General features: G+C 61.6%; 11 protein-coding genes. 7 read left to right on the top strand and 4 right to left on the bottom strand.

Annotated elements, in window-relative coordinates:
* Positions 1-2: 2 nt before the first annotated feature.
* The 5 genes from E4P01_RS15550 to E4P01_RS15530 are packed head-to-tail and all read left to right on the top strand — an operon-like array spanning position 3 to position 5271.
* On the top strand, positions 3-950 hold the full coding sequence (locus tag E4P01_RS15550) for an ABC transporter permease (RefSeq protein WP_032877185.1): 948 nt from the start codon (positions 3-5) through the stop codon (positions 948-950).
* Positions 947-1804: an ABC transporter permease gene (locus E4P01_RS15545; protein ID WP_078820656.1), complete on the top strand. Its 858-nt coding sequence runs from the start codon at positions 947-949 to the stop codon at positions 1802-1804. Before E4P01_RS15550 ends, E4P01_RS15545 begins: the two co-directional genes overlap by 4 nt.
* Positions 1801-2757, top strand: a complete 957-nt coding sequence (locus tag E4P01_RS15540) for an ABC transporter ATP-binding protein (RefSeq protein WP_216090923.1) — start codon at positions 1801-1803, stop codon at positions 2755-2757. Before E4P01_RS15545 ends, E4P01_RS15540 begins: the two co-directional genes overlap by 4 nt.
* Entirely contained in the window at positions 2754-3725 is a 972-nt protein-coding gene (locus E4P01_RS15535; protein WP_032877183.1) for an ABC transporter ATP-binding protein, read from the top strand. The genes E4P01_RS15540 and E4P01_RS15535 overlap by 4 nt, the downstream gene beginning before the upstream one ends.
* A gap of 31 nt (positions 3726-3756) precedes the next feature.
* A complete protein-coding gene (locus E4P01_RS15530) occupies positions 3757-5271 on the top strand; it encodes an ABC transporter substrate-binding protein (RefSeq protein WP_216090924.1) in 1515 nt (504 codons plus the stop codon).
* Positions 5272-5340: 69 nt separating this feature from the next.
* Here E4P01_RS15530 and E4P01_RS15525 read toward each other — a convergent pair whose 3' ends face one another.
* The 4 genes from E4P01_RS15525 to E4P01_RS15510 all read right to left on the bottom strand — a co-directional run bounded on the left by E4P01_RS15525 (position 5341) and on the right by E4P01_RS15510 (position 9038).
* Entirely contained in the window at positions 5341-6081 is a 741-nt protein-coding gene (locus tag E4P01_RS15525) for a YciK family oxidoreductase (protein ID WP_032877181.1), read from the bottom strand.
* Between the two features lie 186 nt (positions 6082-6267).
* A complete protein-coding gene (gene mupP, locus E4P01_RS15520) occupies positions 6268-6939 on the bottom strand; it encodes an N-acetylmuramic acid 6-phosphate phosphatase MupP (protein WP_032877180.1) in 672 nt (223 codons plus the stop codon).
* Positions 6940-6943: 4 nt separating this feature from the next.
* The gene (gene ubiG, locus E4P01_RS15515) at positions 6944-7642 is read right to left on the bottom strand and encodes a bifunctional 2-polyprenyl-6-hydroxyphenol methylase/3-demethylubiquinol 3-O-methyltransferase UbiG (protein ID WP_003172645.1); all 699 of its coding nucleotides are present in this window, start codon (positions 7640-7642) and stop codon (positions 6944-6946) included.
* 64 nt (positions 7643-7706) lie between these two features.
* Positions 7707-9038 (bottom strand): TRZ/ATZ family hydrolase, encoded by a 1332-nt coding sequence (locus E4P01_RS15510; protein ID WP_078820660.1) that lies wholly within the window; start codon positions 9036-9038, stop codon positions 7707-7709.
* A gap of 109 nt (positions 9039-9147) precedes the next feature.
* Here E4P01_RS15510 and mtnA point away from each other — a divergent pair, with 109 nt between their 5' ends.
* Both mtnA and gyrA read left to right on the top strand, forming a co-directional pair.
* Positions 9148-10218 (top strand): S-methyl-5-thioribose-1-phosphate isomerase, encoded by a 1071-nt coding sequence (gene mtnA / locus E4P01_RS15505; protein WP_078820661.1) that lies wholly within the window; start codon positions 9148-9150, stop codon positions 10216-10218.
* 425 nt (positions 10219-10643) lie between these two features.
* Entirely contained in the window at positions 10644-13298 is a 2655-nt protein-coding gene (gene gyrA / locus E4P01_RS15500; RefSeq protein WP_005786294.1) for a DNA gyrase subunit A, read from the top strand.
* The last annotated feature ends 188 nt before the right edge of the window (positions 13299-13486 follow it).

Genomic DNA, 13486 nt, shown 5'->3' with positions numbered 1-13486 from the left:
GGATGAACCTGGCGCGTTACCGTTTTGTCCTGTCCCGGCCGTTGCAACTGCTGCCGGTGCTGTTTGGCATCAGCCTGATCACTTTTGTGTTGGTGCGCTCGATCCCCGGCGACCCAGCGCGGGCTTTGCTTGGCTCGCGCAGTACGCCGGATGCGCTGCTGAAAATCCGTGCCCAGTTCGGCCTCGACCAGCCCTTGTGGCTGCAATATTTCTACTTCCTGAAAAACCTGCTCAAGGGCGACCTCGGCCAATCGCTGCTGTACAAGGTCGACGCGCTGAAACTGATCGTTACCCGCATCGAGCCGACGCTGGTGCTGGTGCTGGGCAGCGTGGCCCTGGCGTTGCTGATCGCGGTGCCGCTGGCGACAGTAGCGGCGCGCCACAAAGGCGGTTGGGCGGACAACCTGATCCGCGTTTTCACCACGGTCGGCCTGGGGATGCCGGCATTCTGGCTGGGCTTGATGCTGATCCTGCTGCTGAGCGTGCAATGGGGCCTGTTCCCGGTGTCTGGCTATGGGCGGACCTGGCTGGACAAGGCCCACCATATGGTGTTGCCGTGCCTGACCATCGCCCTGGCGCTGTCGGCGGTGCTGGTGCGCAACCTGCGGGCGAGTATGTTGATGGAGCTGCAGGCCGATCATGTCACCGCCGCCCGGGCCCGAGGCTTGTCCGAGGCTGCGGTGTTTCGTCGGCATGTACTGCCCAACTCGCTGGTGCCGGCCGTCAACCTGCTGGCGGTCAACATCGGCTGGCTGATCAGCGGTACGGTGGTCATCGAAAGCCTGTTTGCGATTCCGGGCATCGGCCAATTGCTGGTGCGCGGTATTTTCACCCGTGACTACATGGTGGTGCAGGGCGTGGCGATGGTGCTGGCCTGCGCCACGGTGGTGGTCAACTTCGTCGCCGACATAGTGACGGTAGCGCTCGACCCACGGGTGAAGATGCAATGAGCAGCCGCCCACTGATTGCACCCTGGCGCTTGCGCCTGCGCTTTGGCTTTCGCAATGGCCGCCTGACCGCCGCCTGGGGCCTGCTGATCCTGTTGACGTGGCTGGCCCTGGCGCTGTTTGCGCCGTGGATCGCACCGTTTGACCCCATCGCGCAAAACACCGACATGAGTTTGCTGGCGCCCAGCCTTGCCCATCCGCTGGGTACCGACAATTACGGCCGGGATGTGTTATCGCGGGTGATCTGGGGCGCGCGCATCGACCTGCAACTGGCGATTGTCGGGGTGATCTTCCCGTTCATCATCGGCACTTTCGTCGGCGCGGTGTCCGGTTATGTGGGTGGGCGTTTCGACAGTTTCTGTATGCGCGTGATCGATGTGGTGCTGGCGTTCCCGTTCCTGGTGCTGATGCTGGCGATCATGGCCATTCTGGGGCCTGGCTTGCAGAGCTTTTATATCGCCATGGCACTGGTGGGCTGGGTGTCGTATGCGCGGTTGATTCGCTCGCAGATCCTGGTGCTCAAGGAAAGCGAGTTTGCCCTGGCCGCCAAGAGCCTGGGGTTTGGCCATGGGCGCATTCTGTTCCTGCATTTGCTGCCCAATGCCCTGTTTGGCTCCATCGTGTTTTCCATGTCCGACGCGGTGCTGGTGCTGCTCAACGGCGCCGCCGTGAGTTACCTGGGCCTGGGCGTGCAACCGCCTACCGCGGAATGGGGGACGATGGTGGCCGAGGGGCAAGCCTTTATCACCACGGCCTGGTGGATCTGCACCTTCCCGGGGTTGGCCATTGTGACCCTGGCCATGGGCTTCAGCCTGTTGGCCGACGGTGTCGCGCAAGTGTTGGGGGACCGCTCGTGAGCCTGCTGCAAGTGCGCGACCTCAGCGTGATCGCCAACAACAGCGGGCGTGATGTCACCTTGGTGGATCGCGTGTCCTTCGACCTGGCCGAAGGTGAGATTCTCGGCCTGGTGGGTGAGAGCGGGTCGGGCAAGACCATGGCCTGCCGCGGCTTGATGCGCCTGCTGCCATCGCCCAGCCTGCGTGTGCAAGGCGGCGCCGTACGCCTGGCCGGCCAGGACCTGCTGCAACTGGATGACGCCGGTATGCGCGCCGTGCGTGGCGGGCAACTGGGCATGATCTTCCAGAACCCCAGCAGCCACCTGGATCCGCTGATGCGCATTGGCGAGCAGATCGCCGAGGGCATCCGCCTGCATCAAGGTGCGTCGAAAAAGGACGCCCGCTTGCAGGCTATCGAGGTGCTGCGCCAGGTCGGGATTCCTGACCCGCAGGCGCGGGTCGACAACTATCCCCATGAGTTTTCCGGCGGTATGCGCCAGCGCGCGATGATCGCTGTGGCCCTGGGCTGCAACCCGAAAGTGCTGATTGCCGACGAGCCGACCACGGCCCTGGATGTGACGGTGCAGGCGCAAATCCTGCGCCTGTTGCTCGACCTGCGCGACCAGCGTGGCCTATCGATCATCATGATCACCCATGACCTGGGCGTGGTCGCGCAAACCTGCGATTCCATCGCGGTGATGTACGCCGGGCGCCTGTGCGAGCACGGCAGCAAATACGAGCTGCTGTCGCGGCCGCAACATCCCTATACCGCTGGGCTGATCGACTGCCAGCCGGCCCACAGCAGCGGTCATGCCTTGTTGCGCACAATCCCTGGCCAGCCGCCGTTGCTCGATGCCTTGCCTGACGGTTGCCGCTTTAATCCGCGTTGCCCGCAGGCCGGGGCCTTATGCACCGAGCTGTTGCCCCAAGGCGCACGCGTGGCCTGTCACTATCCACTGGGAGGTCGCCCATGAGCCTGTTGCAGATCAAGGACCTGGAGGTGCGCTTTGCCGCGTCCGGCAGTGGCCTGCTCGGCCTGAACAAGCAGTGGGTGAGGGCGGTGAACGGGGTGTCGCTGAACCTTGCCGCCGGTGAAACCCTCGGCTTGGTGGGCGAGTCCGGCAGCGGCAAGAGCACCCTGGGCCGGGCGATTTTGCACCTCAACCCGATCAGCGCCGGCCAGGTGCTGTTTGACGGTATCGATATGGCGCACGGCAGCGCCATCGACATCGCCCGCCTGCGCCATGAAACCGCGATGATTTTCCAGGACCCGTACGCCGCGCTGAACCCCCGGCACAGTATTGGCGAAACCCTCGCCGAGGTGTTGCGCGTGCAGCGCAAGGTGGCTGTGGAGCAGATCCCGGCACGCGTCAACGAGCTGCTGGAACTGGTGGGCCTGCGCCCCGAGTTGGCCGGGCGCAAACCGGGCTCCCTCAGCGGCGGCCAATGCCAGCGCGTGGGTATCGCCCGGGCACTGGCGGTGGAGCCGCGCCTGATCATTGCCGATGAATGCGTGGCCGCGCTGGATGTGTCGATCCAGGGCCAGATCATCAACTTGCTGCTGGAACTGCAACAACGCATGAACCTGGCGATCCTGTTTATCGCCCATGACCTGGCCATCGTGCGGCGCCTGTGCGACCGCGTGGCGGTGATGTACCTGGGCAAGATCGTCGAAGAAGGGCCGGTGGAGGCGGTGTTCACCACGCCGCGTCATCCGTACACGGCGGCGTTGATCGAGGCGATTCCCGAGATTGACCCGCATCGGCCATTGCCCGCGCACCCCTTGCCGGGTGAGCCACCAAGCCCACTGAATCTGCCTACAGGCTGTGCGTTTCACCCGCGTTGCCGGTATGCGCGAGCCGTGTGTTCCGCGGTGTTGCCGCCGACCCATTTCCTGCACGAGCATCGGTACAGTTGCGTGCTTGAAGAACCTTTGCCTTGACCTCTGCCATTCATTAACAAGGAGTTGTGATATGCAATCGCGCCACTTGAAGTTGCTCGCCGCCGCTACGCTGACCGCCTGGTCGCTGACCGCAGGACTGGCCCAGGCCGCTGGTGTCCTCACCATCGGCTGCCGTGAAGACAGCACCACCTTTGACCCGATCAAAAGCGCGCAAAACCGCGACACCTGGGTGTTTGCCAACGTCTACGACACCCTGGTGCGCGTGGATAACCTGGGCACCAAGATGGAACCGGGCCTGGCTGAAAGCTGGGACATTTCCAAAGACGGCCTGACGTATACCTTCAAGCTGCGCGAAGCGAAGTTCTCCGACGGATCAAAGATCACCGCCGCCGACGCGGCGTTCAGCCTGCTGCGCATTCGTGACAACAAGGCGTCGTTGTGGAGCGATCCGTTCAGCCTGATCAACACCGCCAAGGCCAGCGATGCGAAGACCCTGGTGGTCACTTTGAAAACCCCGGCGGTGGCCTTCCTCTCGCAACTGGCGTCGCCGACGGTGTCGATCCTGTCGGAAAAAGCCATGATCGAGATGGGTGAAGACGCCTACTCGGAAAACCCGGTGACGTCCGGCGCGTTTACCGTGGAAGAGTGGCGCAAGGGCGACCGGGTGATCCTGAAGAAGAACCCGAATTTCTGGCAGGCCAATAACGTCAGCCTCGACGGCGTGGAGTGGGTGTCGGTGACCGACGACAACACCCGTATGCGCATGGTGCAGAACAACGAACTCGACACGGCGATCTTCGTACCGTTCTCGCGGGTCGAAGAGCTGAAGAAAGACAAGAACGTGGTGATCCACGCCGACCCGTCCACCCGTGAAGATCACTTGTTGATCAACCACGAGCACGGCTTGCTCGCCAAGCCGCAGGTGCGCCAGGCATTGGACATGGCCATCGACAAACAATCGCTGGTGAAAACCGCTACTTACGGTCAAGGCACCGTGGCGTATTCCTACATTCCCAAAGGCTCGCTGTACCACTACGCCAACAACCTGCAACGTCCTTATGACCCGACTGAGGCCAGGAAACTGCTGGAGGAGGCTGGTGCCAAGGACTTGAAGCTCAACTACGTGGTCAACGCCGGCAACGAGGCCGACGAGCAGATTGCGGTGATCATCAAGGACCAGTTGGCCAAGGTCGGCGTGACCGCCAACCTGCAAAAGGTCGACCCGACCCAAAGCTGGCAGATGCTGGTGGACGGTGAGTACGATATTTCGGTGATGTACTGGACCAACGATATCCTCGACCCGGACCAGAAGACCACCTTCGTGCTGGGCCACGACACCAACCAGAACTACATGACCCGCTACAAGAACGACAAGGTCAAGGCGCTGGTAGCTGCGGCGCGAGTCGAGGCAGGCCCGGCCAAGCGTGAGCAGATGTATGTCGAGTTGCAGAAACTGGCGAAACAGGATGTGAACTGGATTGACCTGTACTACAGCCCGTACATCAATATTTCACGCAAGAATGTGAGCAACTTCCTGCAGAACCCGCTGGGCCGTTTCACCCTTGAAGAAGTAGTCAAAAACTAAAGATTGCTGGGAATCAATGTGGGAGGGAGCAAGCCCCCTCCCACATTTTGATCTGGGTTGTGTCAGTTATTATTGCGCGTCAAACGCCTGCCCATTGATGCCCGCACTGTCCGGCCCCATCAGGTACAGGTACACCGGCATGATGTCTTCCGGCGCCGGCCTTTCCATCGGATTCTCACCGGGATACGCCTGGGCCCGCATACTCGTGCGTGTACCGCCCGGGTTGATGCTGTTGGCGCGCACTGCCGCTACATCTTCCAGCTCATCGGCCAGGGTTTGCATCAAGCCTTCGGTGGCAAACTTCGATACACCATAAGCCCCCCAGTACGCCCGCCCCTTGCGCCCGACGCTGCTGGAGGTGAACACCACCGATGCATCCTGGGACAGCTTGAGCAGCGGCAGCAAGGTGCTGGTCAGCATGAACATCGCGTTGACGTTCACATGCATCACGCGCATGAAATTCTCGCCGGACAACTGCTCGATGGGCGTGCGTGGGCCGATGATCGAGGCGTTGTGCAACAGGCCGTCGAGGCGGCCGAATTCTTTTTCGATCATCGCTGCCAGCTCATCGTATTGATGGGGCAGGGCGGTCTCCAGGTTGAACGGGATCACCACCGGTTGCGGCTGGCCGGCGGCTTCGATCTGGTCATACACCTGGGCCAGGTTGGCTTCGGTCTTGCCCAGCAACAGCACGGTCGCGCCATGGGCGGCATAGGTCTTTGCCGCTGCTGCGCCAATCCCGCGGCCGGCGCCGGTGACCAGGATGACCCGGCCTTTGAGCAGTTCTGGAGGGGCAGAATAATCAAACATAAATAGCCTCGACAAAATTCAGTAGGTAATACCAATTTTGAGTGCATTGAAAATCCAATGTGGGAGGGGGCTTGCTCCCGATAGCAGTGTGTCAGTCACTGCATTTACTGACTGACCCACAGCTATCGGGAGCAAGCCCCCTCCCACATTTTTTAATCTTCATGGGTCATTAGAGTGTGGGAGCCATCAGCAACTGCACAGCGCGTTATCCAGCACCTTGCGCAATTCCAGCGGGTGATCCACCACCACATCCGCGCCCCAGTGACGTGGGTTGTCATCCGGGTGGATATAGCCATAGGTGACCGCCGCCGTGCGCGTACCGGCATCGCGGCCGGATTCGATATCACGTAGGTCATCGCCCACGAACAATACGCTCGCCGGGTCGAGGTCGAGCAGCTTGCACGCCAGAATCATCGGCTCCGGGTCCGGCTTGCTGTTTTTCACGTGGTCCGGGCAGATCAGCACGGCCGAGCGCTCGGCCAGGCCCAGTTGCTGCATGATCGGTTCGGCAAAGCGCACGGGCTTGTTGGTGACCACACCCCAGATCAACTTGGCCTTCTCGATGTCTTCCAGCAACTCGGCCATGCCGTCGAACAGTTTGCTGTGCACCGCGCAGCCCTTGAGGTAGCGATCGAGGAATTCCTGGCGCAGCTCTTCAAAGCCTGGCGATTCAGGATCCATCGAAAAGGTCACGGCAACCATCGCCCGCGCACCGCCGGAGATCTCATCGCGGATGTGCTGCGGGTTGATCGGTTCCAGGCCGCGGTCGGCGCGCATGGCCTGGCAGATGGCGATAAAGTCCGGCGCGGTATCCAGCAGGGTACCGTCCATGTCGAAGAGAACCGCTCGCAACTTCACAGGCTTACTCCTCGCGCAGGGTCTGGATCATGTAGTTGACGTCAACATCGCTGGCCAGCTTGTAGTGCTTGGTCAGCGGGTTGTAGGTCAGGCCGATGATGTCCTTGACGGTCAGCCCGGCCTGACGGCTCCACGCACCCAGCTCGGAGGGGCGGATGAATTTCTTGAAGTCATGGGTGCCACGCGGCAGCAGCTTCATGATGTATTCGGCGCCAATGATCGCGAACAGGTAAGCCTTGGGGTTGCGGTTGATGGTGGAGAAGAACACCTGGCCGCCCGGCTTGACCATACGGAAGCACGCACGGATGACCGAGGATGGGTCCGGCACGTGTTCCAGCATCTCAAGGCAGGTCACCACGTCGAACTGCTCGGGCATTTCCTCGGCCAGGGCTTCGGCGGTGATCTGGCGATATTCCACGCTCACGCCGGATTCGAGCTGGTGCAACTGCGCCACGGCCAATGGCGCTTCGCCCATGTCGATGCCCATCACGGTCGCGCCGCGCTGGGCCATGGCTTCGCTGAGGATGCCGCCGCCGCAACCCACATCCAGCACCTTCTTGCCGGCCAGGTTGACGCGCTCGTCAATCCAGTTGACCCGCAACGGGTTGATGTCGTGCAGGGGTTTGAACTCGCTCTCGCGGTCCCACCAGCGGTGGGCGAGGGCTTCGAATTTGGCGATTTCGGCGTGGTCGACGTTGCTCATGATGAATCCTCTAAATCTGAAAAATCGGTGAGTGGGTGCCGAGCGCATGGGCTCAGCACCTTCGTTATTCGCTGTGCCCGCTGATGCGTTGGCCCCAGGCAATGGCCGTGGCGGTCAACTGTTGTTCATCCATGCGGGTCAATTGCCGGTCGTCGAGCAATGGCTTGCCGGCGACCCAAAGGTGTTTCACGCAATCGCGTCCGGTGGCATATATAAGCTGTGAGACCGGATCGTAGATCGGTTGTTGCGCCAGCCCCGACAGATCGAAGGCGACTATATCTGCGGCCTTGCCGACTTCCAGCGAGCCAATCTCGCTTTCCAGGCCCATGGCCCGTGCACCGTTGAGCGTTGCCATGCGCAGGGCACGGTGGGCGTCCAGGGCGGTGGCCGAGCCGGCGACGGCCTTGGCCAGCATCGCGGCGGTACGGGTTTCGCCCAGCAGGTCCAGGTCATTGTTGCTGGCGGCGCCGTCGGTGCCGATGGCCACATTGACCCCAGCCTGCCACAAGCGCTCAACCGGGCAAAAGCCGCTGGCCAGTTTCAGGTTCGATTCCGGGCAATGGATGACGCTGGTGTTGCTTTCTACCAGCAAAGCCAAGTCTTCTTCGCTGATTTGGGTCATGTGAACGGCCTGGAAGCGCGGCCCGAGCAAGCCGAGGCGACCCAGGCGCGCCAATGGCCGCTCTCCGGTCTGCTCCACGGCTTGTTGTACTTCAAAGGCGGTTTCATGCACATGCATATGGATCGCGGCGTCCAGCTCTTCAGCGATCACCCGGATCTTTTCCAGGTTGGCGTCGCACACGGTGTAGGGCGCGTGAGGGCCGAAGGTGATCTTGATGCGCGGGTGGTGCTTGAGGTCGCCGAACAGCTCGATGCCCTGGCGAAGCGCCTCGTCGGCAGTGCTGGCGCCGGGAATCGGGAAGTCGAGGATCGGCATCGCGATCTGCGCGCGCATACCGCTATTGTGCACGCAATCGCTGGCGACCTTGGGGAAGAAGTACATGTCGGAGAAGCAGGTGATGCCGCCCTTGATCTGTTCGGCGATGGCCAGGTTGGTGCCGTCGCGCACAAAGGCTTCATCGACCCATTTGGCTTCGGCCGGCCAGATGTGTTTTTCCAGCCAGGTCATCAACGGCAGGTCATCGGCCAAGCCACGGAACAGGCTCATTGCCGCATGGCCGTGGGCGTTGATCAAGCCGGGGCTGAGCAACATGCCGGGCAGTTCGCGCACCTCATTGGCCGCCAGCTTCAATGCGGCGGCCCGTGGGCCGATAAAGGCAATGCGCCCATCGCGGATGCCCAGACCATGCTCTTTGAGCACCACGCCGGCAGGTTCGACCGGTACCAGCCAGGTCGGCAAGAGCAACACGTCGAGCGGGGCGGCAGTGGAGGTCATCGCAGGCTTCTTCCCAGGCAGCTATAAAAGAAGGGCGAAGTATACCCGAGCGTCCTGGCTGGCGGATCGCTATAATCCGCGGCTTTTGTTCATGAGTGCGGGGTAAGGGATGCGCGACCGACTGTTGGCTGCAGAGAAAGTGAAGGCCATCGATTGGCGTGACGGCGCGCTGTACCTGCTCGATCAGCGCGTGTTGCCGTCCCGGGAGAGCTGGGTGGCCTGCCATACCGTCGCGGCGGTGGCCGAGGCCATTCGTTCGATGGTGGTGCGGGGCTCAGCAGCCATCGGCATCAGTGCCGCCTATGGCCTGGTGCTGGCTGCCCGTGAGCGCATTGCCGAGGGTGGCGACTGGCAGGCAGCGTGGGAAGAAGACTACGCGCTGCTGGCCGATAGCCGCCCGACCGGGTCGAATCTGTTCTGGGCACTCAAGAATATGCGCGACTGCCTGGACCGCCTCAAGCAGCACGCCGACCCGGTTGCCGTGCTGGAAGCCCAGGCCATTGTGATCCATGAAAGCGACCGGGAGGCCAATGTGGTCATGGCCCAGTTGGGTATGGAGCGGATTCGCAAGCACCAGGGCAACGCCCAGGCGATCCTCACCCATGGCAACGCCGGTGCATTGGCCACGGGCGGTGTCGGCACGGCCCACGGCGTGATTCGCGCGGCGTTCCTGGAGGGGCTGGTCGAGCAGGTCTATGTCAACGAAACCCGTCCATGGCTGCAAGGCTCGCGCCTGACGGCGTGGGAGTTGGCGGGCGAGGGCATCCCGGTGACGGTGAATGCCGACTCCGCCGGGGCGCATATCCTCAAGACCAAAGGCGTGACCTGGGTGGTGGTCGGTGCTGACTGTATTGCCGCCAATGGCGACGTGATCAGCAAGATCGGCACTTATCAGCTGGCCGTCTGTGCCATGCACCATGGCGTGCGCTTTATGGTGGTGGCGTCGAGTTCGACGCTCGATTTGATGATGGCTACTGGCGATGATGTTGCACTGGAGGCGCGCGATCCCGCTGAGCTGCTGGACGTCATGGGGCAGCGCCTGGAGGTGGATGCGTTTAATCCGGTATTTGATGTGACCCCGGCCGACCTGATTGATGTGATCGTGACCGAGAAAGGCGTGGTCGAACGGCCGGATACTGCCAAATTGGCCAGGTTGATGTGCCGTAAGCGGCTGCATTGAGGACAGTGGTGTCTGTGAAATAGCAATCGGGGGCAAGCCCCCCTCCCACATTTTGACTGTGTTCACAATTCAAGTGTGGGAGGGGGCTTGCCCCCGATTGGGCCCGAAAGTCAATAAAACCCTCGGATCCATCCTCAAAAAACAGCATCACCCCACCTCTGAGCCCCTCTCGTCCCCTTCAAGCCTGTCATCCGTCAAATTACTAGCCTCCATGCGCATCAGGGGGATAGGTGCGTGGCGGCGATTGTGATAACATCCGGCGGTTTCCAGGGCTGCCCCGAGGGGTTGCTCATAACGCGCAGATCCGTGTCATAACTCGTTGATTTGTCGTAAGTCGTTGTCAGGCACCGTGCCGGCAGCGGCGAGCTTCGTTCGTCCCGAATGGATGTGACGAGGTTTCACCCGAAAAAGGAATCAGGCTTCTCATGGGCGAACTGGCCAAAGAAATCCTCCCGGTCAATATCGAAGACGAGCTGAAACAGTCCTACCTCGACTACGCGATGAGCGTAATTGTCGGTCGGGCACTGCCTGATGCGCGCGATGGCTTGAAGCCCGTGCACCGGCGTGTGCTGTTCGCGATGAGCGAGCTGGGTAACGACTGGAACAAGCCGTACAAGAAATCTGCCCGTGTTGTCGGTGACGTGATCGGTAAGTATCACCCTCACGGCGACACTGCGGTGTACGACACCATCGTTCGGATGGCCCAGCCGTTTTCCCTGCGCTACCTGCTGGTAGACGGCCAGGGCAACTTCGGTTCGGTCGACGGCGACAACGCCGCGGCCATGCGATACACCGAAGTGCGCATGACCAAGCTGGCGCACGAGCTGCTGGCCGACCTGCATAAAGAAACCGTGGACTGGGTGCCGAACTACGACGGCACCGAAATGATCCCGGCCGTCATGCCCACCAAGATCCCCAACCTGCTGGTCAACGGCTCCAGCGGTATCGCCGTGGGCATGGCCACCAACATCCCGCCGCACAACCTCGGTGAAGTCATCGATGGTTGCCTGGCCCTCATCGACAACCCCGAGCTGACTGTCGATGAGCTGATGCAGTACATCCCCGGCCCGGACTTCCCGACCGCCGCGATCATCAACGGTCGCGCCGGCATCATCGAAGCCTACCGCACCGGTCGCGGGCGCATTTACATGCGTGCCCGTTCGATGATCGAAGACATCGACAAGGTCGGTGGCCGCCAGCAGATCGTCATCACCGAACTCCCGTACCAGTTGAACAAGGCGCGTCTGATCGAGAAGATCGCCGAGCTGGTTAAAGAGAAGAAGCTCGAAGGCATTACCGAACTGCGCGACGAGTCCGACAAAGACGGTATGCGCGTGGTGATCGAACTGCGTCGTGGCGAAGTGCCTGAGGTGATCCTCAACAACCTCTACGCTCAGACCCAGCTGCAAAGCGTGTTTGGTATCAACGTGGTTGCACTGATCGACGGCCGCCCACGCATCCTGAACCTCAAGGACCTGCTGGAAGCCTTCGTACGTCACCGTCGCGAAGTGGTCACCCGCCGTACCGTGTTCGAACTGCGCAAGGCTCGCGAGCGCGGCCACATCCTGGAAGGCCAGGCCGTTGCGTTGTCGAACATCGATCCGGTGATCGCCCTGATCAAGGCCTCGCCAACCCCGTCGGAAGCCAAGGAAGCGTTGATCAGCACACCTTGGGAATCCAGTGCCGTGGTGGCCATGGTTGAGCGCGCAGGCGCCGATTCTTGCCGTCCGGAAACCCTGGACCCGCAATACGGCCTGCGCGAAGGCAAGTACTTCCTGTCGCCGGAGCAGGCCCAGGCCATCCTGGAACTGCGCCTGCATCGCCTGACCGGCCTTGAGCACGAGAAGCTGCTGGCCGAGTACCAGGAGATCCTCAACCAGATCGGCGAGTTGATCCGCATCCTCAGCAGTGCTGTGCGCCTGATGGAAGTGATCCGCGAAGAACTGGAAGTGATCCGCGCCGAGTACGGCGACGTGCGCCGCACCGAAATCCTCGATGCGCGCCTGGACCTGACCCTGGGTGACATGATCCCGGAAGAAGAGCGCGTCGTGACCATCTCCCACGGTGGCTATGCCAAGACCCAGCCGTTGGCTGCGTATCAGGCCCAGCGTCGTGGCGGTAAAGGTAAATCGGCTACCGGCGTCAAGGATGAGGACTACATCGCTCACCTGCTGGTCGCCAACAGCCACACCACGCTGCTGCTGTTCTCCAGCAAGGGCAAGGTGTACTGGCTCAAAACCTACGAAATCCCGGAAGCTTCCCGTGCTGCCCGTGGTCGCCCATTGGTCAACCTGCTGCCGCTGGACAGTGATGAATACATCACCACCATGCTGCCGGTCGAGGAATACACCGAAGGTCACTTCATCTTCATGGCTACCGCCAAGGGCACCGTGAAGAAGACCCCGCTGGAATCCTTCAGCCGTCAACGCAGCGTGGGCCTGATCGCCCTGGAGCTGGATGAAGGTGACGTACTGATTTCCGCCGCCATTACCGATGGTGAGCGCGAAGTCATGCTGTTCTCCGATGGCGGCAAGGTTACGCGCTTCAAGGAATCCGACGTGCGCGCGATGGGCCGTACCGCCCGCGGTGTACGTGGTATGCGCCTGCCGGAAGGGCAGAAGCTGATTTCGATGCTGATCCCGGAAGAAGGCAGCCAGATCCTCACCGCTTCCGAGCGTGGCTATGGCAAGCGCACTGCCATCAGCGAGTTCCCGGAGTACAAGCGTGGCGGCCAGGGCGTGATCGCCATGGTCAGCAACGACCGCAACGGCCGCCTGGTTGGCGCGGTACAGGTGCTTGATGGCGAGGAGATCATGCTGATTTCCGACCAGGGGACGCTGGTGCGTACCCGTGTGGCTGAAGTGTCGAGCCTGGGCCGTAATACCCAGGGCGTGACCCTGATCAAGCTGGCCAAGGATGAAAAACTGGTCGGCCTGGAGCGTGTGCAGGAGCCTTCGGAAGTTGAAGGTGAAGAGCTGGAAGGCGAGGAGTTCGACGGCGAGGTGATCGCAGCCGGCGATGACAACGTCGACGAGCCAACCCTCGATGCTGCCGCAGACGAAGAAGAACCGCAGGAATAAGCGGACACACAGGGGGCGGATGAAGATTCGCCCCCTTGTTGTTTGTCCCCTTTGAAAAATACACGTCCTTTGCCTGGACGCGGTCCATGTGGGAGCTGGCTTGCCTGCGATAGCATCACCGCGGTATCACTGGAACTACCGAGGTGCCTGTATCGCAGGCAAGCCAGCTCCCACACGGGTTGGCTTCA

The organism is Pseudomonas sp. NCIMB 10586 (assembly GCF_023127895.1).
Taxonomy (GTDB): domain Bacteria; phylum Pseudomonadota; class Gammaproteobacteria; order Pseudomonadales; family Pseudomonadaceae; genus Aquipseudomonas; species Aquipseudomonas synxantha_A.
This window is presented reverse-complemented; position numbering and strand designations above follow the sequence as displayed.